Here is a 21271-nt window from a genome sequence, read left to right on the forward strand (position 1 = left end):
TGTCGGGCTAGGCGGAGCCGAACTTTTCCAGCAGTGCCTTGCGCTGGCGGTCGCCGAGCCCACGCAGCCGACGGGTCGGTGCGATCTCGAGCTCGGTCATGATTTCCTGCGCCTTGACCTTGCCCACTTTCGGCAGGGCCTCGAGCAGCGCGGAAACCTTCATCTTGCCCAAGACCTCGTCGGTCTCGGCATCCTTGAGCACTTGCTTGAGGTTGGTGCCGCCGCGCTTGAGCCGATCCTTGAGTTCGGCTCGCGCTCGACGTGCGGCAGCAGCCTTCTCCAACGCGGCGGCGCGCTGCTCGTCGGTCAACTGGGGAAGGGCCACGATTCCTCCGTCTCATCGATCTTTGTTTGTCTCAGCCGGGTACTCCAGCCAGCGGAGACGACCGTACCCACGCTGCCTGACGAAATCTAACCCGCCCCCCTGCTTGAAGCCACAAAGATGCAGCTTGTGGCGTCCTCAACCGCCATGCCTGACCGCGCCGAAGCCCGCCCGGCCGGACGTGCCCAGCGCGGTCACACGCGGCTGCCCCGGGCCGAGATCATGCTATCTACCAGGCATTTTTCCTGTAGCCGCAGGCTGCGCAGCCCGCAACGCACGACCGGCCGCCGCGCCGGCAACGGCCATCGAAGGCCAATCTTGACCCATTTCGCATGTCGCGGCGTGTCGCGCGTGTCGCGCGGCGGGTCGCACGCACAAGAGAACGCAACTACGTCGCGTAGTAGCTGGGCCGGCCGGAGCCGGAGAACCCTACTTGGCGCTGCGCCAGGCTCGGTCGAACGGAAGCCGCCACGCGTGCGGGGCGATGAGCTGGTGAATGGCGTTCGGGCCCCACGAGCCGACGTCGTAGCTGCGCACCGGCGGTGGATCTTCGAGCAGCGGGGCGGAGACTTCCCAGAGCCGCTCGATTCCTTCCGACGTGGTGTACAGCGTATGGTCGCCGTGCATGGCGTCCAGGATCAGCCGCTCGTAGCCCTCCAGCACGTCGCGAACGGCCTCGGTCTCGGCTATCGCGAACTGCAGGCTGTGCTTGTCCAGCTTCATGCCGGGCCCGGGACGTTTGCCGTAGAACGACAGCGACACCTTGGACTCGTCGGCGAGGTCGAACGTGAGGTGATCGGGGCCGTGCAGGCCGATGCCGCAACCCGGCGGGAACATGCTCTTGGGAGGTTCCCGAAACGCGATCGAGATGATCCGCTGGCCCTCCGCCATACACTTGCCGGTACGCAGATAAAACGGCACACCCGCCCAGCGCCAGTTGTCGATCTCGCATTTGAGCGCGACGAATGTCTCGGTGTCGGAATCGGATGAGACGCCGGGTTCTTCGCGATATCCCCGGTATTGGCCTCGCACCACGTTGTGTGGGTCGAGCGGCACCATGGACTCGAACACCTTGTTCTTCTCGGCACTGATCGCCCGCGAAGCCAGAGCGGTCGGCGGCTCCATCGCCACGAACGCCAGGATCTGGAACAGGTGAGTGACCACCATGTCGCGAAAGGCTCCGATGGGCTCGTAGAACGCCGCTCGTCCTTCCAGCGACAACTTTTCCGGCACGTCGATCTGAACGTGGTCGATGAATGTCCGGTTCCAGATCGGCTCGAACAAACCGTTGGCGAATCGGAACGCCAGGATGTTCTGCGCGGCTTCTTTACCCAGGAAATGGTCGATCCGGAAGATCTGCGATTCGTCGAACTTCTCGTGGATCGCGGCGTTGAGCGCCACCGCGCTCTCCAGATCGGTGCCGAATGGTTTTTCCATCACCACCCGGGCGCCCTTGACGAGTCCGGCATCTTCGAGGATCTGGATCACCGGGATCACGGCTTTGGGCGGGACGCTCAAGTAGTGCAGCAGCCGCACTTCGCCCTCGAGTTGCGCAGCCTGCTCGGTCACCGCGGCCGAGAGCGCGCCGGCTCCGCTGCTCTGCGGGACGTACCGCAGGGTCTGCAGCCAGTTGTCGAGGTCCTCCCGGGACACCGCGCGCCGCGAGAACTGCATGCATGCCTCTGCGGCGAGCTTGCGGAAACCTTCGTCGTCGAGCTCCTCCAGCGACGTTCCGACCATCCGCAATTCAGGCGCCAGCCTGGACATGCACAGGTGGAACAACCCGGGAAGCAACTTGCGACGCGCCAAATCACCTGTGGCGCCGAACAAGACGACGACGTGGGGTGCGGCGCCACTGGCCTGGCCTTTGGTCCGCGCGGCTGAACCGGTCACAACTACGATGTTCCCACTTGCTTTCCACGCTCGCCGACCGATTAGGCGGGCCGACACCGCGGTGATCCGCGAGGCGGGACCATCTGGCGTTTTGCGCCGTATTCGCGGCGATTGGGCCGCCCCAGGCGCCGCACGTCGTGCATACGATTGGCTATGCGGAAAATGCGGATCCGGGAAGCGGCCGAACTGCTGGGCGTCAGCGACGACACCGTGCGACGGTGGATCGACCAGGGCAGCTTGTCGGTCAGCCTCGACCGGTCCAGTCGCAAGGTGATCGCCGGGGACGAGTTAGCCGAATTCTGGCGCACCAACGCGCGCCCGTTGCCGCCGAATCCGCTGGGCGTGGCAAGCTCGGCGCGCAACCGATTCGTCGGCTTGGTCACCAAGGTGATCACCGACAAGGTGATGGCGCAGGTCGAGATGCAATGCGGGCCGTTCACCGTCGTGTCCCTGATGAGCAGCGAGGCCGCGCGCGAGCTGAAACTGGAACCGGGCAGTGTGGCCGTAGCCGTGGTCAAGGCCACCAACGTCATCGTCGAAACCCCTGACGAACTCTCCTGACGGCCCCGGCTATACCGCCGCGAGATAGGCGACGGCGTCTCGCATCCGTTCCGCCGCCGCGCGCAAGTCTGCGACACGAGGGCCCGCCCGCAGCACGTCGCGCGACACCGCGGGCAGAAGTTGCCCGGGCACCGCGCCGCCCAGCCCGCCGAGCGCCTGCACCCGTCCCCCCTGCGCCCCGACACCGGGCACCAGGACCGGGCCGTTCAACGCGCTGACGTCGGGCGGGTCGGGCGCGGTGGCACCGACGACCACGCCGACGAAGCCGGGCCCGGGCCCGGCTGCCCGGTTGACCGCCGCCGCCGCGTCGACGATGCGCTGGGCCACCGTCTGCCCATCGGCAACGGCCCGTTGCAGCGCTGCGCCCTCCGGGTTAGATGTCGCAGCCAGCACGAAAACCCCGCGCGCGTGCGCGGCGGCGGTGTCCAGCAGCGGTTGCAGCGCACCGAAACCCGGATACGGCGACGCGGTGACGGCGTCGGCCGCCAGCGGCGAGTCGGCGACCCAGGCCTGGGCGTAGGCGGCCATCGTGGAGCCGATGTCGCCTCGCTTGGCGTCGGCCAGCACCAGCACGCCGGCCGCGCGAAGCGCCGCGATGGTGCGCTCCAGCACCGCGTAGCCGGCGGCACCGTAAGCCTCGAAGAACGCCACCTGGGGCTTGACCACGGCGAAGCCGGCATAGGCCTCGACACAGGTGTCGCAGAACGCGGCGAGGCCCGCGGCGGTGGCGGGCAGCTCCCAGGCGCGCAGCAGCTCGGGATGCGGGTCGATGCCCAGACACAGCGGGCCGCGTTGCGACGTGGCGTCGCGCAGCCGGGCGCCGAATCCGGGCATGGCTAGTGGCCGCCGTCGCTCAGCGCGCGGTGCAGTTCTTGCAGGCAGCGCACCCCGATGTCGCCGCGAATGCCGGCCTCGATGCCCTGCACGGCCGCCGAGGCGCCCTGCACCGTCGTGACACAGGGAATGTTCATCGCCACCGCGGCCGAGCGGATTTCGTAGCCGTCGATGCGCGGCCCGGAGTTGCCGTAGGGGGTGTTGATCACCATGTCGACCTCGCCGGCCCTTATCGCGTCGACCGCGGACAGGGCGGGGCGGTCCGGGTGCGGCTTTTCGAAATGCTTGCGAACTACCTCGCAGGGGATTCCGTTGCGGCGCAACATCTCCGCGGTTCCTTCGGTCGCCAGCACCCGAAAGCCCAGGTCGGCCAGCCGCTTGACCGGGAACACCAGCGAGCGTTTGTCGCGGTTGGCCACCGACACGAAAACTGTGCCCGCTGCCGGCAGCGAGCCGTAGGCGGCGGTCTGGCTTTTGGCAAACGCGCTGCCGAAGTCGCGGTCGATGCCCATCACCTCACCGGTCGATTTCATTTCCGGGCCGAGCAGCGAGTCAATGCCGGCGCCGTCGACGGTGCGGAACCGGTGAAACGGCAGCACGGCTTCCTTGACGGCGATCGGGGCCTCGGGCACGGCACTGGCGCCGTCCCCGGATGCCGCCAGAATGCCCTCATTGCGCAGTTGAGATATCTTGGCTCCCAACATGATTCGCGCACATGCTTTGGCCAGGGGCACCGCGGTTGCTTTCGAGACGAATGGCACCGTGCGGCTGGCCCGGGGGTTGGCCTCCAAAACGTAGAGCACGTCGTCTTTGAGCGCGTATTGCACGTTGAGCAGGCCCACCACCCCGATTCCATGGGCGATGGCCTCGGTCGCTTGCCGCACCTTCTCGATGTCGCTGCGGCCCAACGTCACCGGCGGCAGCGCGCACGCCGAGTCGCCGGAGTGGATCCCGGCCTCCTCGATGTGCTCCATGATGCCGCCGATATAGACCTCGCTGCCGTCGCATAGCGCGTCGACGTCGATCTCGATGGCGTCCTCGAGGAAACGGTCCACCAGCACCGGGTGCTCGGGGGAAAGCTCGGTAGCGCGGGTGATATAGCCTTCCAGCGTCTCCTCGTCGTAGACGATCTCCATGCCGCGACCGCCCAGCACATACGACGGGCGCACCAGCACCGGATAGCCGACCTCGGCGGCGATGCGGCGAGCCTGGTCGAAGCTCGTCGCGGTGCCGTACCGCGGCGCCGGCAACCCCGCCGTGGAGAGCACGTCCCCGAACGCGCCGCGGTCCTCGGCCAGGTCGATGGCCTCCGGCGGGGTTCCGACGATCGGAACACCCGCGTCGGCCAGCCGTTGCGCCAGCCCGAGCGGCGTCTGACCACCCAATTGCACAATGACGCCCACCACACCGGGTCCGCCCTGGGCCGAGTGGTTTTCGGCGTGGAAGACCTCGAGGACGTCTTCGAAGGTCAACGGCTCGAAGTACAGCCGGTCAGCGGTGTCGTAGTCGGTGGACACCGTCTCCGGGTTGCAGTTGACCATCACGGTTTCAAAACCGGCCTGGCTCAACGTGGTTGCCGCGTGCACGCAGCTGTAGTCGAATTCGATGCCCTGACCGATTCGGTTCGGCCCGGAACCGAGGATGAGCACCTTGGGTTTTTCGGTTTGCGGGGCCACCTCGGTTTCGGCGGCGGGGTCGAGCTCGTAGCTACTGTAGTGGTAGGGGGTCTTGGCCTCGAACTCCGCGGCGCAGGTGTCCACGGTTTTGTACACCGGGTGGACGCCGAGGCGGCTGCGCAGCGAGCGCACGCCGTTTTCGCCGGCCAACTCTGGCCGCAACGCCGCGATCTGGCGGTCGGAGAGCCCACTGTGCTTGGCGCGGCGCAGCAGCTCCCCGTCCAGCACGGCGGCGTCGACGAGCTCCGCGCGCAGCTTGACCAGTTCGGCGATCTGGGCGACGAACCACGGGTCGACGCCGCTGGCCTGCGACACCTGCTCAACCGTGGCACCCAGTCGCAGAGCCAGTTCAATGTCATAGAGGCGGTTTTCCGACGGTGTCTGCAACCGGTGCAGCGCTTCGTCGACGCCGCCCGGCGGGTCCGGCGTCGTCCAGAACCCGGCGCGGCTGGTCTCCAGCGATCGCATGACCTTGCCGAGGGCTTCGATGAAGTTGCGGCCCAACGACATCGCTTCGCCGACCGATTTCATGGTGGTGGTCAGCGTGGGGTCGGCGCCCGGGAACTTCTCGAACGCGAAGCGTGGCGCCTTGACCACGACGTAGTCCAGGGTGGGCTCGAAGCAGGCCGGGGTTTGTTTGGTGATGTCGTTGAGGATCTCGTCGAGGGTGTAGCCGATGGCCAGCTTGGCGGCGATCTTGGCGATCGGGAACCCGGTGGCCTTCGACGCCAACGCGCTGGATCGCGACACCCGCGGGTTCATCTCGACGACGATGAGCCGCCCGTCGCGCGGGTTGACCGCGAATTGGATGTTACAGCCTCCGGTGTCGACACCGACCTCGCGCAGAATCGCGATGGCCAGGTCGCGCATCCGCTGGTATTCCCGGTCGGTCAGCGTCATCGCCGGCGCTACGGTCACCGAGTCGCCGGTATGCACGCCCATCGGGTCGACGTTTTCGATCGAGCAGACCACGACCACGTTGTCGTGGCCGTCGCGCATCAGCTCGAGCTCGAATTCCTTCCAGCCATAGATGGATTCCTCGATCAGCACGTTAGCGCTGGGCGAGGCGGCCAGCCCGGCGCCGGCCATCCGATCGACCTGCTCGGCGCTGTACGCCATGCCCGAGCCCAGGCCGCCCATGGTGAAGCTGGGCCGAACCACGACCGGCAGCCCCAGCTCCGCGACGGTCTCGCGGACCTCAGCCAGAGTGAAACACACGCGGCTGCGCGCTGATTCGCCACCGACCTTGGCGACGATGTCTTTGAACCGCTGGCGGTCCTCCCCGCGCTGGATGGCGTCGAAGTCGGCGCCGATCAACTCGACCCCGTAGCGTTCCAGCACTCCGTTGTCATAGAGCGCGACCGCGGTGTTCAGCGCGGTCTGTCCGCCCAGGGTTGCCAGCAGCGCGTCGATCTTGTTGCCGCGCTGGGCCTGTTGAGCGATCACGTGTTCCACGAAGGCTGGCGTGATGGGTTCGACATAGGTGTAGTCGGCGAACTCCGGATCGGTCATGATCGTGGCGGGGTTCGAGTTGACCAGGCTGACCAGTAGCCCTTCGGCTTTGAGCACCCGGCAGGCCTGGGTGCCCGAGTAGTCGAATTCGCAGGCTTGCCCGATGACGATCGGTCCGGAGCCGATCACCAGCACGTGACGCAGGTCGGGGCGGCGTGGCACTAGTGCTCCTCTCCTGCCATCAACTCCACGAACTGGTCGAAAAGGTATTCCGCGTCGTGCGGCCCGGCCGCCGCCTCGGGGTGGTACTGCACCGAAAACGCGCGCCCGTTGGTCAGTTTGACGCCTTCGACGACACCGTCGTTGGCGCAGGTGTGGCTGACGATCGCCGTTCCGAACGGGGTGTCGAATCGCTGACCCGCTTCGCCCTGCAGCGCAAAGCCGTGGTTCTGCGCGGTGATCGCGACCCGCCCGGTCGCATGGTCGATCACCGGCACGTTGATGCCGCGGTGGCCGAACACCATCTTGTAGGTGGACAGACCCAGTGCGCGGCCCAGGATCTGGTTGCCGAAACAGATGCCGAACAAGGGGATTCCGGCGTCCAGCACCCGTCGGGTGACGGCGACGACGTGGTCGGCGGTGGCGGGATCGCCGGGGCCATTGGACAGGAAGACTCCATGCGGCTTGATCTCGGCGATCTGCTCGAACGTCGCCGACGACGGCAGCACATGGCTGCGGATCCCGCGCCTGGCGAAATTGCGCGGCGTGTTGGTCTTGATCCCGAGATCGACTGCGGCCACGGTAAACCGATGCGGCCCTTGGGGTTCGACGATATAGGTGTCGTCGGTGCTGACCTGGCCGGCCAGGTCGGCGCCGAGCATCGGCGGCTGGGCGCGCACCCGCTCGAGCAGTTCCTCGCGGTCGGCCAGCGCGGGACCGGAGAACACACCCGCCTTCATCGAGCCGAAGTGGCGAAGGTGCCGCACCACGGCGCGGGTGTCGATCCCGGCGACGCCGACAATGTGCTGGCGGACCAGTTCGTCCTCCAGCGTGGTGGTTGCCCGCCAGTTCGAGGCCCGCGGTGACGGGTCGCGCACCGCGTACCCGGCCACCCAGATCCGCTCGCCGCGGCTTTCGGAGTCTTCGGTGTTCCAGCCGGTGTTGCCGATCTGCGGCGCGGTCGCCACCACGATCTGGCGGTGATAGCTGGGATCGGTCAAGGTTTCCTGATAGCCGGACATCCCGGTGGAAAACACCGCCTCGCCGAGGGTTTGGCCGATCGCGCCGAATGGTGTCCCGGTGAAAATCCGGCCGTCCTCGAGAACCAGTACGGCCTTGCCGACGGGACCTCCTGCGGCCGGCGTGTGCGAATTCATACCGGGCACTTCCCGTCGCGGGCGGTGATTTTGCCGCGCAGCAACGTCGCGGTCACCGTCGCCGGCAACGACATTGACTCGTAGGGGGTGTTGGCCGAGCGGCTGGCCAGTTCAGCGCCGGCGACGGTCCAGGTGGCGTCCGGGTCGACGACGACGAGGTTGGCCGGCTCGCCCACCTCCAGCGGGCGGCCGTGACCGGGCAAACCGGCGATGCGCGCCGGGTTCTCGCTCATCACCCGCGCGACGTCACGCCAGGTCAATAGCCCGGGCACCACCATGGTCTGCGCCACCACCGACAGCGCGGTCTGCAGCCCGAGCATGCCCGGACGCGCCGCGGCAAACTCCACACACTTCTCGTGGTCGGCGTGCGGGGCGTGATCGGTGGCCACACAGTCGATTACCCCATCGGCCAGGGCCTGACGCAATGCGGCGGCGTCGGCGGACTCACGCAGCGGCGGGTTGACGCGGTACACGCCGTCGTAGGTTGCGAGCCTGGAATCGTCGAGCATCAGGTGATGCGGGGCGACCTCGGCGGTAATCGAAATACCTTGTGCCTTAGCCCATTTGAGAATCTCGACGGTCCCGGCGGTGGAAGCGTGGCAGATATGCACCCGGGCCCCGGCGTCGCGGGCCAGCAGCGCGTCGCGCGCGACGATCGACTCCTCGGCCGCCCGCGGCCATCCGGCCAGGCCAAGCCGGGCGGCATTGGGCCCCTCGTGGGCGACGGCGCTGACGGTGAGTCGCGGCTCCTCGGCGTGCTGGGCGATCAGCACCCCCAGCCCGGTGGCGTACTCCAGGGCGCGGCGCATGACCAACGGATCGGCCACACAGTTGCCGTCGTCGGAGAACATCCGCACCTGAGCGGCGCCGGCGGCCATCATGCCCATCTCGGTGAGCTCTTTTCCGGCCAGTCCCATCGTCACCGCGCCGACCGGGTGCACGTCGACCAAACCCACCTGCTGGCCCCGCTGCCAGACGTGGTCGGTGACCACCGGGCTGTCGGCGACAGGGTTGGTGTTGGCCATCGCGAACACTGCGGTGTATCCGCCCAAAGCGGCTGCAGCCGAACCGGTTTCGATGTCTTCCGCGTATTCGCGGCCCGGTTCACGCAGGTGAGCGTGCAGGTCGACAAACCCCGGCAGCAGGACCTGCCCGGTGGCGTCGATCACGTCGGCGTCTTCTGGAATCTGAAGTCGCGCACCGATGTCGACGATCTGCCCGTCATCGACCAGTACGTCGACGCGATTGCCCTCGCCGTAGCGGCGCACACCGCGGATCAACACGCTCACGCCGCGACCTCCTGTGCTCCTACCAAGACGTGGAACAGCACCGCCATCCGCACGTGCACGCCGTTGGAAACCTGTTGCAGCACAGCGGACTGCGACGAGTCGGCCACCGAGGACTCGATCTCCATGCCGCGCAGCATCGGGCCGGGATGCAGCACCACGGCATGGCCGGGCAGCAGCGCCTGGCGCCGGTCGGAGAGCCCGTAGAGCACCGAATACTCGCGGGCGGACGGGAAGAAACCGCCGTGCATCCGTTCGGCCTGCACCCGCAGCATCAACACCGCGTCGGCGGCGGGCAGTTCGGCGTCGAGGTCGTAGGACACCGTCACCGGCCATTCGGTCACCCCGACCGGCAGCAGCGTCGGCGGTGCCACCAGCACCACCTCGGCGCCCAGCGTGGCCAGCAGCATCACGTTGGAGCGGGCCACCCGGCTGTGCAGGATGTCGCCGACGATCACGATGCGCCGCCCGTCGATGCCGCCGAGGCGCTGCCGGATGGTCAGCGCGTCCAGCAGGGCCTGCGTCGGGTGCTCGTGGGTGCCGTCGCCGGCGTTGATCACCGAGGGGCCTGAGCCGTTGGCGCAGGTCCAGTCGGCCAACCGGTGCGCCGCACCGGAGGCGGGATGGCGGATCACCAGCGCGTCGGCGCCGGCGGCGCGCAGGGTCAGCGCGGTATCGCGCAGCGATTCGCCTTTGCCCACCGACGATCCCGTCGCGCTGACGTTGATCACGTCGGCGCTCATCAACTTGCCGGCGACTTCGAAGGACACCCGGGTGCGGGTGGAGTTCTCGTAGAACATCGTGATGATGGTGCGGCCGCGCAGCGTCGGCAGCTTCTTGACCTCACGGCCCACCAGGGCCTGCGCGAACCGGTCGGCGTCGTCGAGGATCGCGGTCGCCTCGTCGCGGCTCAGGTCATTGGCAGCCAACAAGTGTCGCGTCATCGCGAAATCACCACCTGATCGCGCCCGTCGTGTTCGGCCAGCAGCACGTGCACGCTTTCGCTGCGGGAGGTGGGCACGTTTTTGCCGACGTAGTCGGCGCGCAGCGGCAGTTCACGGTGGCCGCGGTCGACCAGCACCGCCAGTTGCACGGCGCGGGGCCGACCGATATCGCGCAGCGCGTCAAGTGCGCAGCGCACCGAGCGCCCGGAGTACAACACATCGTCGACCAGGATCACCAGCGCGTCGTCGATGCCCGCGGTCGGGATGGAGGTGGCCTCCAGCGGCCGCGGCGGCTTTTGCATCAGGTCGTCGCGGTACAGGGTGATGTCGAGCGCGCCGTGGTCGACCTGGACGCCGGAAAACTCGGCGATGCGGGAGGCCAGCCGCTTCGCCAGCGTCACTCCGCGGGTGGGGATGCCGAGCAGCACTACCCGCGGACCATCGGACCCGTCGAGTGCGGTCTTTTCGATGATTTGGTGGGCGATGCGGGAAATGGTGCGCCCCACGTCGGCCGCCGACATCAATTCGCGGGGCTCGCTGCCTACGCCGGTCTTGCCCGCAGCACCCATCCGAAACTTGACCTCCTTCTCCGCCTCGCCGGACGGATCGTTAAAGGATGTCGACTGCCGGCCAGCGTAGCATTGCGCGGCTCACGGATGTCCGCTGCGGCCCGCGCGTGGCAATGCGGTGCGAGCACGCACACGCCAACTGTCGGTGCCGTGGTTTAGCATCGCAAGTATGTTCGATTCGGGTGTGCTGACGGCGGTGGATCCGCAGGCCGACGAGGCAGTGCTGATCGCGCGCATCGCGGAGCTTGAGCGGCTGAAGTCCGCCGCCGCCGCAGGTCAGGCGCGGGCGGCCGCGGCCCTGGACGGATTGCGGCGCTCGACTGAGGCCGCTGCCGGGGTGCCGGCAGCCCAGCGAGGGCGCGGCGTGGCCAGCGAGATTGCGCTGGCGCGACGGGATTCGCCAGCGCGCGGCGGCCGGCACCTGGGGTTCGCGAAGGCGTTGGTGTACGAGATGCCGCACACGCTGGCCGCGCTGGAAGCCGGGCAGCTGTCCGAGTGGCGGGCCACGCTGATCGTGCGGGAATCGGCCTGCCTGGACGTCGAGGACCGCCGGACGCTCGATGCGCAGCTGTGCGCCGACATGTCCAAGTTGGACGGGATGGGCGATGCGCGGATCACCGCGGCTGCGAAAGACATCGCCTACCGGCTCAATGCGCAGGCCGTGGTCGATCGCGCTGCCAAAGCCGCCTCCGAGCGTACGGTGACAATCCGCCCCGCCCCCGACACCATGACTTGGGTGACGGCGTTACTTCCGGTCGCACAGGGTGTTGCGGTGTATGCCGCACTCAAGCGGGCGGCGGACACGACATTCGATGACCGCTCGCGCGGCCAGGTGATGGCGGACACGTTGGTCGAACGGGTCACCGGACGGCCCGCCGGCGTAGCGGAACCGGTCGCGGTCAACGTCGTCATCTCCGACGAGACGCTGCTGGGCGGCGACAATGCCGCCGCAGTAGTCGACGGGTATGGGCCGATCCCGGCGGCCGTTGCGCGCAGTCTGGTCAGCGACGCGGTCACCGACACCCGGTCGCGGGCCACGCTGCGCCGGCTTTACCGTCATCCCCGCTCTGGGGCCTTGGTGGCGATGGAGTCGCGGGCGCGCTGTTTCCCGAAGGGCCTCGCCACCTTTATCGGGTTGCGGGATCAGCGATGTCGCACCCCCTACTGTGATGCCCCTATCCGGCACCGCGACCACGCCCAGCCACACAATCGCGGCGGACCCACCAATGCGGCGAACGGACTTGGGTCATGTGAGCGCTGCAACTACGTCAAGGAAGCTCACGGGTGGCACGTCAGCACCACGATGGACGAAACTGGCTGGCACATAGCCGAATTCATCACACCGACCGGCGCGCACTACTGCTCGACGGCGCCGCCGCAACCGGGGCGGCCCGAGATATTCGTTCACGAGGTCGAACCCCGAATCGGCATCACCCTGCCCCGACTGCACGCCGCCTAGCTGACGCACGACTCAGGCTAGGCTGGCAAATATGACGGGCTTTCCCGTCTAGATTTCGACGCTCTGTACTGTCTCGACGACGACGGCAAGCACAGCTACGCCAACGCGGTGCACCGCGCCACCCGCGACGGCGAGCCGGCCACGGTGCGGCGGAAGTAGAGGGCACCGAGGTCAGTAGTCTCACCCGGGTGAATCTCGAGGGCAATCAGGCCTCCATCCGCGAAGCCTGCGACGCGGGTCTACTCGCCGGCGCGGTGACAATGGTCTGGCGACACGGAAAAGTATTGCAGGTCAACGAGATCGGCTATCGCGACGTCGGCGCCGGGCTGCCGATGCAGCGTGACACCTTGTTTCGCATTGCTTCGATGACCAAGCCGGTCACTGTCGCGGTGGCGATGAGTCTGGTGGACGAGGGCAAGCTGGCGCTGCGCGACCCCATCGTGCGCTGGCTGCCGGAGTTCGCCGATATGCGCGTGTTGGACGACCCCGTTGGCCCGCTGGATCGCACGCACCCGGCGCAACGGGCGATCCTGGTCGAAGACCTGCTCACCCATACCAGCGGTCTGGCGTACGGATTCTCCGTGTCCGGGCCGATCTCACGGGCCTATGTCCGGCTCCCGTTCGGACAAGGCCCCGACGTGTGGCTGGCCGCGCTTGCCGAACTGCCGCTGGTGCACCAGCCCGGTGAGCGAATGACCTACGGCCATGGCATCGACGTGGTCGGCGTGCTGGTGTCGCGGATCGAGGCCAAACCATTTCACCAGGTCCTTGACGAGCGCATCCTGCAGCCACTGGGCATGCACGACACCGGCTTTTACGTCCCGGCCGAAAAGCGCTCCCGGGTGGCGACGATGTATGCGCTCGACGAGAACGATCGGTTGCGCCACGACGTGATGGGCCCGCCGCAGCTGGCACCGCCCGCGTTTCCCAACGCCGGCGGTGGATTATGGTCGGCCGCCGACGATTACCTGCGGTTCGCGCGGATGCTGCTGGGCGACGGCGTGATAGACGGGGTGCGGGTGCTGTCGGCCGAATCGGCGCGAGCTATGCGCACCGATCGGCTGACCGCCGAGCAGAAACAGCATCCTTTCCTGGGTGCGCCGTTCTGGATTGGCCGTGGGTTCGGACTCAATCTCTCGGTCGTGACCGACCCGACGAAATCCGGGCCGATCTTCGGCCCGGGCGGGGCGGGGACGTTCAGTTGGCCCGGCGCTTACGGGACGTGGTGGCAGGCTGACCCGTCCGCGGACCTGATCCTGCTGTACTTCGTGCAAAACCTTCCCGCGCTGTCGTCGGACGCGGCTGCAGCCGTCGCCGGCAACACGTCCCGGGCGAAACTGCAAGCGGTACAACCGAAGTTCGTTCGCCACACCTATCGCGCGCTGGAGCTATAGGGCCTCACCGAACTAGTCTGCGGGTACCGCTAATGACGCAGCATCACATCGAGGAACCACTCCCGGCGGCCGGCGGCCTGCGGGTTGGGCCGCGGACCCGACAGATACAAGAACCCGATCCCCGCGGCGAAGGTAACGTCGGCGCGCATGTCGGCCTCTTCGGGGTCGAAACCGTCGTCGAGGTATGCCCGCCGTACCGCGGCCACCACCCGTCGGTCCGAATCGCGCACCGCCGCAGCCACCGCAGGCTCCGACCGGGCCCATTCCCGCATCGCGCGCTCGAGCATCCAGTGCCGAGGACCGACCAACGCGGTCATCATCCGCGACAGCCGCTGCCGCGGCGGATCGGCCGCGAGTGCGTCGAAAAATCCGCGATCCTCATCGCGAACAGCGGCCCAGGTATCGAGAAGTGCGCGACGGTAGGCCCTCATGTCGCTGAAATGCCAATAGAAACTGCCCCTGGTCACACCGAGCCGACGGCATAATCGGTCGATCGTCAGGGCTTTGATGCCATCCTCGGCGAGAATCCGAAAACCGGTCTGGACCCAGTCATCCACCGTCAGGCGGTGATTGGCGCAGCCGCTCGTCACGCCAGGAAAGCGTAGTCAGTAAGCTGCCGATAGACCGGTGTAATTGGACATATATGTCATAGTGTTACGCGCATGTCGCAGCCGACAGTCCTGATCAGCGGAGCCGGGATCGGTGGACCCGCCCTGGCCCACTGGCTCACCCGGTATGGATATCGGGTCATCGTTGTCGAGGTCGCACCGGATCTTCGTCTGGGCGGCCAGACCGTCGACCTGCGCGGTGCCGGGCGGACCGTGGTCGAGCGGATGGGCCTGATGGACCGGATGCGGGAACGCTGTCTGTATCAGAGGGGAATTGCGTGGGTGACCGCCGAGGGGCGGCGGCGCGCGGAGATGCCGGTCGGCGCATTCCACGGCAACGGCGTGGTCAGTGAATTCGAGATCCTGCGCGGCGATCTCGTCGATGTCCTCTACCAGGCCACCGCCAGGCACGTGGAATACCGTTTCGGGCAGCGCATTACGTCGTTGGAACAACACGACGACGATGTCGTGGCGACGCTGTCGGATGGCAGCACGATCCGCGCCGGCCTGGTGGTCGGGGCCGACGGCCCGCATTCTGGTGTGCGCCGGCTGGTATTCGGGCCAGAAGAGCGCTACCTTCGCCCGCTGGGCGGCTACCACGCCTGGTTCACCGCACCCGACACCGCTGGCCTGGATGGCTGGTTTCTGATGTATGTCGCGCCCGGCGGGCTCAATGCCTCCATGCGGCCCTCGCATGAGGCCGCTGTCGCCAAGGCCGGTTTGGCCTTTCGCTCAGATCCATTGGATTACGACCGCAGTGACCGCGACGCGCAATGCGACCTGCTGGCACAGCGGTTCGCCGGCGCGGGCTGGCAGTGCGACGCCTTGGTCGCGGCCGCGCGCAAGGCCGACGACTTCCATTTCGATGCGTTCGCCCAGGTTCACATGGACGCCTGGTCGGCGGGACGGGTCACGCTGGTCGGTGACGCCGGCTACTGCGCATCACCGCTCAGCGGTATGGGTACCAGCCTGGCGCTGGTGGGCGCCTACGTGTTGGCCGGCGAACTCGGCCAGGCCGACGGTGCGGGGATCGGCACCGAGCGGTTGCGGGCCGCGCTGCACCGCTACCACACCGTCATGCGACCGTATGTGGATCGGTGCCAGAAGATACCCAACGGCATCGACGGCTTCGTTCCCAAGTCCGCCTTCGATATTCGCTTGAACGCTCTGGCTATGAAGTACATGCAACGCTGGCCGTTCCGGCCCCTTGCCGAACGGCTGTGGTTTACCACCGCCGACGCTATCGACTTGCCCGACTACACAGCTTCACGCCCGGAGGCGCGTCGCGCATAGGCCCGCACGTCGGCGTCGCTGTCTTTGACCGCGATGCCGAGCGCGTCCCGCGCGGCGGGTTCGTCGACCCATCGCGTGAGGGCCAACACCGCCGCCTTGCGCACGTCGGGATGCTCGTCGCCCAACAGGGGCGTCAGCCTCGGCACTGCGCTCTTAGCCGCCGCACCCGCCAGCGCCCGCGCGGCACCCTGGCGCACCTGCCAGGCCGATGACCGCGACGCTTCGTCGACGGTCACGAGATCGCTCTCCTCGCAACCTAAATCACCCAACGCAGCGAGGGCTGCCGCCCGCACCAGCGGGTCGGTGTCGGCGACCAAAGCGCGGACGGTGTCGGCGCCGGCCCGCAGGGTGGCCAGGCCGTTGGCCGCAGCGATGCGGACTTCGCGGTTGTCGTCGCCGACCGCAGCGCCAACCCCGGCAGCGTCGTCGATCGATACCAGCGCGCGTACAGCCTCGACGCGCACCCGGTGGTCAGCGTCGGACAGTGCGCGGCGGTAGTGACCGGGGGGTGCCCTCGCGGCGCGCGGCCAGAACATGGACTGCAACTGCCCGGACAACCGCATCCGGAGAATGCAGATAAGACTGGGCCGCAACGGGTTGCGGCAAGATTTCGACAAGTTCGCGGACCCCGTCGGCCGCGGCGCGTCGGACCCCCCGGGTCGTCGTCGTCAAGGGCAGCTAGCAGCGCAGGCGCGTAGTCGGTCGGCGTGTGTTCGGTCAGGATCGCCACCGCAGTCCGGCGCACCCGCGGGTCCGGATCGCCTAGGTAGGCCGCCAGGTCGGCGGTGCTCGGATGTTCGCATGCGAGCACTTCGGCGATGCGGGATGATGGCGGATCGGTCGGGGCGGGCGCCTGTGGTTTCGGAGCTGTGGTGCTGGTCGGCGCCCGACCGCCGACCAGCGCCGGCTGCGGCACGACCCGCACCGTCTGATCGGCTGGCGGCAGCGTGTCCAGTCCGGCGACCGGAATGAAATACGGTGCTACCGGCCGTTTCAAAAACTGCATGTCGCCGTTGCCATCCTTGCGCAGGATGAGGTGGTAGGCCCACTGCCGGTCGTCGCGGTCGGGCAGGTCGGCGCGGTCATGATAGAGACCCCAGCGCGATTCGGTCCGTGTCAGCGAGGCTCGGGCGGCCATCTCGGCGCAGTCCCGGATGAACGACACTTCGACGGCGCGCATCAGCTCGTGCGGCGTGCGCGCCCCCATCTCGGCGATCTCGGCGCGCATTCGCTCGAACGTGCGGACCGCGATCGACAGCTTGGCCGCGGTTTTCGGCGGCGCGACATAGTCGTTGACGAACCGGCGCAGCTTGTATTCGACCTGCGGCTGGGGCGGTCCGTCGGGGTGGCGCAACGGCCGGTAGATCAGCTCGTGGGCTTCTGCTAGCTGGTCTTCCGGAAGACGCTGCGGGGCCGGCACCTCGGCAAGAGTCGAGGCCGCCTGCTCACCGGCCAGGTCGCCGAAGACGAACGCCCCGATCATGTAGTTGTGCGGGACGCAGGCCAGGTCACCTGCGGCGTACAACCCGGGAACGGTGGTGCGGGCGTGCTCATCGACCCACACCCCGGACGCGGAATGACCTGAGCACAAGCCAATTTCGGAGATGTGCATCTCGACATCGTGGGTGCGGTAGTTGTGGCCGCGGTTGGCGTGGAAGGTGCCGCGAGTGGGCCGTTCGGTGGTGTGCAGGATGTTTTCCAGCGCGCTCAGCTTCTCGTCGGGCAGGTGCGACACCTTCAAATAGATGGGGCCGCGGGCGGACTCGATCTCGCTGCGCACCTCGGCCATCATCTGCCCCGACCAGTAGTCGGAGTCGACAAACCGTTCCCCCAACGCGTTGACCTGGTAGCCACCGAATGGGTTGGCCACATACGCGCACGCCGGCCCGTTGTAATCCTTGATCAGCGGGTTGATTTGGAAGCACTCGATGCCCGAGAGTTCCGCGCCGGCGTGATACGCCATCGAATACCCGTCACCGGCGTTAGTCGGGTTCTCGTAGGTGCCATACAGATACCCCGAAGCGGGCAGGCCCAGCCGCCCGCACGCCCCGGTGGCCAGGATCACCGCCTTGGCACCGACAGTGACGAATTCGCCGGTGCGGGTGTGCAATGCGGCCGCGCCCACCGCCCGGCCATCGGCGACCAGCACCCGCACCGGCATCACCCGATTCTCGATGCGGATCTTCGCCCGCATCGAGCGTTGCCGCAGCACCCGGTACAGCGCCTTTTTGATGTCCTTGCCTTCGGGCATGGGCAGCACGTAGGAACCGGAGCGGTGCACGCGGCGCACCGCGTATTCGCCGCGCTCATCTTTTTCGAACTTGACGCCGTAGCGTTCGAGCCGCTGTACCATCGCGAACCCGCGGGTGGCGGTCTGGTAGATGGTGCGCTGGTTGACGATTCCATCGTTGGCGCGGGTGATTTCGGCGACGTAGTCCTCGGGTTTAGCCCTGCCCGGGATGACGGCGTTGTTGACCCCGTCCATTCCCATCGCCAGCGCGCCGGAATGGCGCACGTGCGCCTTCTCCAGCAGCAGCACGTTCGCGCCACGCTCGGCGGCCGTCAGCGCGGCCATGGTGCCCGCGGTGCCGCCGCCGATCACCAGGACGTCGCAGTCCATCCGCTCCGGTCGGGTCAGGTCGGGAATCTCCATCATTCGGCGATCGAATGCTCCAGTGCAGCAATGACTTCAGCCCGCAATGCCGGCCTTGCCCCGGCCGTTCGTGGCGCCGGCACATCGAGGAGAGCGCGCAGCGGTTGCCCGGTTCGGCCCAGCACCGCGACCCGGTCGCCCAGCGCGAGAGCTTCGTCGACGTCGTGGGTCACGAACACGATCGTGGTCGGATGTGTGCGCCAGGCGCCGATGAGCAGCCGCTGCATGGCGGCACGAGTCTGGGTGTCCAGCGCACCGAACGGCTCGTCCATCATCACCGCTCGCGGCGCACCGGCCAGTCCGCGCGCCAGCTGCACCCGCTGGCGCATCCCACCCGAAAGGCTCTTGGGCAGGTAGTCGCCGAAGCCGGTCAGCCCGAGCTCGGTGATCCAGCGGTCGGCCTGGGCGCGGCGGGTGGCTCGCGGTTCGCCGCGCAGTCGCAGCGCCAGCTCGATATTGGAGCGCACGCTGCGCCACGGCAGCAACGCATTGTCCTGGAATACCACGCCGCGCTCGCCAGAGGTGCCGGTGACCTCGACGCCGTCGGCCAGCACCCACCCCCGGTCGGGTGCCAGCAGCCCGGCCAGCGCACGCAGCACCGTCGTCTTACCGCAGCCCGATGGCCCCGTCAGCACCAGGATCTCGCCCGACCCCACGTCCAGGCTTAGCCCGTCGATGACCGGAATCCCGTTGTAGGACAACCTGACTCGGTCCAGCTCAAGGCGCATCCCGGACGTCATCGCGCGTTGTCCTCACCGCGGGGCAGCCAGCGCGTCACCCGGCGGCCCACCAGTTCCACTGCCGCGGACGTGGCGAACCCGAGCACCCCGATCGTGATGATGCCGACGAACACGTGCGGGTAAGCCAGCACCGTATAGGCCTGCCAGGTGCGATACCCCACACCGAGACGACCGGAGATCATCTCTGCCGAGATCACGCAGATCCAGGCCACGCCCATGCCCACCGAAAGTCCGCCGAACACGCCCGGCAGGATGCCCGGCAACACCACCTGGGTCAGCACGTCCCACCGGCCACCACCCATCGTGCGAACGGAGTCCTCCCAGAGGGTGGGCAGCGCCCGCACCGCGTGTCGGGTGCTGACCATGACCGGGAAATACGCCGCCAAGAACGTGATGAACACCACCCCGGCTTCGTCGGTGGGAAATAGCAGGATCGCCACCGGCACCACCGCGATTGCCGGGATCGGGCGAGCCAGCTCGGCCAACGGGCCGAGCAAGTCGCCGGCCAACCGCGACCGGCCCAGCATGATGCCGGTCGCCACACCAACGACCGCGGCTAGCCCGAAGCCGGTGAGGATGCGAACCAGCGACTGGGCCAAGTCAAGCCAGTAATCCTGAGTGCAGAGTCGGTGAACCAGTGCCATGGTGATCTCGTCCACCGTCGGCAGGGTGTCAAAGCGCAGCCACAACCGCGCATGGTTGGCGGTGAGCGCCTGCCACAGTCCCAGCGCGGCGGCCACCGACGCCAGGCGAAGCAGCCGAGACCGCCACGGAGAACGCCCGTTTCGGGGTGGCGCAGTGACCGGCTCGAGTTCTACCGGGGCGCTGACACTGACGGCAGTCATGCCGCGCCCGCCAAGGCTTGCTGGTAGTCCAACGCGACGCTGCCCGGATGCGACGCGACATAACGCTGTGCACCTGCCGGGGTATCGAATGGCAGATACTGTTCGCCATCCTTTACCCACGTCGACCTGTCGGCGAACCAGCGGGTGCCCAGCTCGGCGTCGTGGACATAAGCCGCCCGCACGCGCGCGCCATGGGCGGTCGCGTCACGCACCGCTTTGAGCAGGGCTCCCGGGTCGGAAACTGGTCGGGTGCGCTCTGATCCGTACAGCCACAGCTCACCGCCGGTCCGCGACGGGCTGTTGAGGACGGCGACCGCCTTGCCGTAGTCGAGCTTTCGTGTGGCGAAGGCCGCACGCAGTGGCGCGTCCTGGACGAAGCCGCCGACATCGAGATCTGCGAAGTCACCGATCGATTTCAGGTATAGCACATCGTTTTTCAAGGCTTCAACCAGCGACGGTTTGAGCGTGGTGTCGAACGACGTGCCACCCGGACCGTTGTAGAGGTACACGACCTCTTGCGGCAGCCCACTGCTCTCGGCGACGATGCGGGCTGCTTCCAGCGGGTTGTCGTTGAGGAAGTCGGTGGCATCGAGCTGGGCCTGCAGGAAGGCGTCGAGCACCTCGGGGTGGGCCGTCGCGTAGGCGCGGCGCACCACCACACCGTGCAAGGTCGGGTAGTTCAGCTCGGCTCCGTCGTAGAGCAGTTTCGCCTTGCCCTGGTAGACCAGCAGGCCTGGCCAGGCCACGAACTGCGAAAGCGCTTGCACCTGACCTGATTCCAGCGCAGAAGCCCCGACCTGCGGCTGCTGGTTGAGCACTTCCACACCGGTACGGGGATTGATGCCGGCGGCGGACAATGCCCGCACCAGGGTGCCGTGACCCGCTGAGCCGACACTGGCCGACACCTTCTTGCCGGCCAAGTCGGTCATCGCTGTCGCGGTGGAATTCGGCGCCACCACCACCATGTTCAGCGCGCCCTTGGGTTGATAGCCGGTGACCGACACAATCTCGGTGCGGGCGCGCTCGTTGGCCTGCGTTTTGGAGCCGTTGATCAACATCGGGAAGTCGCCCATCGAGCCAATGTCGATCTTCTCGGCCACCATCTGCGCGGTGATCGGCGCGCCGGTGTCGTAATCCTGCCACACCACGCGGTATTTGGTACCGGTGCGCTTGGTGATGTCGGCCAGCCGGTGCTCCAGGAAGCCTTGCGCGCGCAACAGCGTGCCGGCAGTCACGGTATTGATGGTCTTGGATTGATAGCCGACCACGACGTTGACGGCGCCAGCGGAGTCCAGCGCGCATCCGGCGGCCGCCACACCGAACACAGTGGCGGCCGAGGCCAATCGGACCATGGGTCTGCTCATGA

At 67.4% G+C, this 21271-nt stretch carries 16 protein-coding genes and 1 pseudogene; 4 read left to right on the top strand and 13 right to left on the bottom strand.

Features of this window, described 5'->3' with window-relative positions; translation table 11 throughout:
* Positions 1 to 7: 7 nt before the first annotated feature.
* Positions 8 to 325, bottom strand: a complete 318-nt coding sequence (gene mihF / locus MHEC_RS14590) for an integration host factor, actinobacterial type (protein ID WP_003920181.1) — start codon at positions 323 to 325, stop codon at positions 8 to 10.
* Positions 326 to 751: 426 nt separating this feature from the next.
* On the bottom strand, positions 752 to 2215 hold the full coding sequence (gene zwf, locus MHEC_RS14595) for a glucose-6-phosphate dehydrogenase (protein ID WP_048891754.1): 1464 nt from the start codon (positions 2213 to 2215) through the stop codon (positions 752 to 754).
* A 111-nt stretch (positions 2216 to 2326) separates the two neighbouring features.
* Here zwf and MHEC_RS14600 point away from each other — a divergent pair, with 111 nt between their 5' ends.
* Positions 2327 to 2776 carry a TOBE domain-containing protein gene (locus tag MHEC_RS14600; RefSeq protein WP_071700129.1) on the top strand — a complete coding sequence of 150 codons (450 nt, stop codon included), beginning with the start codon at positions 2327 to 2329 and terminating at the stop codon, positions 2774 to 2776.
* A 9-nt stretch (positions 2777 to 2785) separates the two neighbouring features.
* Here MHEC_RS14600 and pyrF read toward each other — a convergent pair whose 3' ends face one another.
* Genes pyrF through pyrR form a run of 6 tightly spaced genes read right to left on the bottom strand, consistent with a single transcriptional unit; the run spans position 2786 to position 10913 of the window.
* Positions 2786 to 3610, bottom strand: coding sequence for an orotidine-5'-phosphate decarboxylase (pyrF, locus tag MHEC_RS14605; protein WP_048891752.1), 825 nt, complete (start codon positions 3608 to 3610; stop codon positions 2786 to 2788).
* Between the two features lie 2 nt (positions 3611 to 3612).
* Positions 3613 to 6960 carry a carbamoyl-phosphate synthase large subunit gene (carB, locus tag MHEC_RS14610; protein ID WP_048891751.1) on the bottom strand — a complete coding sequence of 1116 codons (3348 nt, stop codon included), beginning with the start codon at positions 6958 to 6960 and terminating at the stop codon, positions 3613 to 3615.
* Entirely contained in the window at positions 6960 to 8114 is a 1155-nt protein-coding gene (gene carA, locus MHEC_RS14615; protein ID WP_048891750.1) for a glutamine-hydrolyzing carbamoyl-phosphate synthase small subunit, read from the bottom strand. Before carA ends, carB begins: the two co-directional genes overlap by 1 nt.
* Positions 8111 to 9403 (bottom strand): dihydroorotase, encoded by a 1293-nt coding sequence (locus MHEC_RS14620; protein WP_048891749.1) that lies wholly within the window; start codon positions 9401 to 9403, stop codon positions 8111 to 8113. The genes carA and MHEC_RS14620 overlap by 4 nt, the downstream gene beginning before the upstream one ends.
* Entirely contained in the window at positions 9400 to 10344 is a 945-nt protein-coding gene (locus tag MHEC_RS14625) for an aspartate carbamoyltransferase catalytic subunit (RefSeq protein ID WP_048891748.1), read from the bottom strand. Before MHEC_RS14625 ends, MHEC_RS14620 begins: the two co-directional genes overlap by 4 nt.
* Entirely contained in the window at positions 10341 to 10913 is a 573-nt protein-coding gene (gene pyrR, locus MHEC_RS14630; RefSeq protein ID WP_048891747.1) for a bifunctional pyr operon transcriptional regulator/uracil phosphoribosyltransferase PyrR, read from the bottom strand. Before pyrR ends, MHEC_RS14625 begins: the two co-directional genes overlap by 4 nt.
* A gap of 169 nt (positions 10914 to 11082) precedes the next feature.
* Here pyrR and MHEC_RS14635 point away from each other — a divergent pair, with 169 nt between their 5' ends.
* Positions 11083 to 12372, top strand: a complete 1290-nt coding sequence (locus MHEC_RS14635; RefSeq protein ID WP_048891746.1) for an HNH endonuclease — start codon at positions 11083 to 11085, stop codon at positions 12370 to 12372.
* A gap of 188 nt (positions 12373 to 12560) precedes the next feature.
* Positions 12561 to 13766: a serine hydrolase domain-containing protein gene (locus MHEC_RS14640; RefSeq protein WP_048891745.1), complete on the top strand. Its 1206-nt coding sequence runs from the start codon at positions 12561 to 12563 to the stop codon at positions 13764 to 13766.
* Between the two features lie 29 nt (positions 13767 to 13795).
* Here the strand turns inward: MHEC_RS14640 and MHEC_RS14645 are convergent, their stop codons facing one another.
* Positions 13796 to 14356, bottom strand: coding sequence for a TetR/AcrR family transcriptional regulator (locus tag MHEC_RS14645; RefSeq protein WP_048891744.1), 561 nt, complete (start codon positions 14354 to 14356; stop codon positions 13796 to 13798).
* A gap of 72 nt (positions 14357 to 14428) precedes the next feature.
* Here MHEC_RS14645 and MHEC_RS14650 point away from each other — a divergent pair, with 72 nt between their 5' ends.
* Positions 14429 to 15667, top strand: a complete 1239-nt coding sequence (locus tag MHEC_RS14650; RefSeq protein ID WP_048891743.1) for an FAD-dependent monooxygenase — start codon at positions 14429 to 14431, stop codon at positions 15665 to 15667.
* On the opposite strand, the pseudogene MHEC_RS14655 reads toward MHEC_RS14650, so the two are convergent.
* The 4 genes and pseudogenes from MHEC_RS14655 to MHEC_RS14670 form a co-directional block, all read right to left on the bottom strand.
* Positions 15631 to 18320: pseudogene (locus MHEC_RS14655) on the bottom strand (fumarate reductase/succinate dehydrogenase flavoprotein subunit). The gene MHEC_RS14650 and the pseudogene MHEC_RS14655 overlap by 37 nt on opposite strands.
* A complete protein-coding gene (locus tag MHEC_RS14660; protein WP_048891741.1) occupies positions 18320 to 19060 on the bottom strand; it encodes an ABC transporter ATP-binding protein in 741 nt (246 codons plus the stop codon). The pseudogene MHEC_RS14655 and the gene MHEC_RS14660 overlap by 1 nt, the downstream one beginning before the upstream one ends.
* On the bottom strand, positions 19057 to 19905 hold the full coding sequence (locus MHEC_RS14665; RefSeq protein ID WP_048891740.1) for an ABC transporter permease: 849 nt from the start codon (positions 19903 to 19905) through the stop codon (positions 19057 to 19059). Before MHEC_RS14665 ends, MHEC_RS14660 begins: the two co-directional genes overlap by 4 nt.
* On the bottom strand, positions 19902 to 21269 hold the full coding sequence (locus tag MHEC_RS14670; RefSeq protein WP_048891739.1) for an ABC transporter substrate-binding protein: 1368 nt from the start codon (positions 21267 to 21269) through the stop codon (positions 19902 to 19904). Before MHEC_RS14670 ends, MHEC_RS14665 begins: the two co-directional genes overlap by 4 nt.
* Positions 21270 to 21271: the final 2 nt, after the last annotated feature.

Origin of the sequence: Mycobacterium heckeshornense, assembly GCF_016592155.1 — a bacterium.
Classification (GTDB): Bacteria; Actinomycetota; Actinomycetes; order Mycobacteriales; family Mycobacteriaceae; genus Mycobacterium; species Mycobacterium heckeshornense.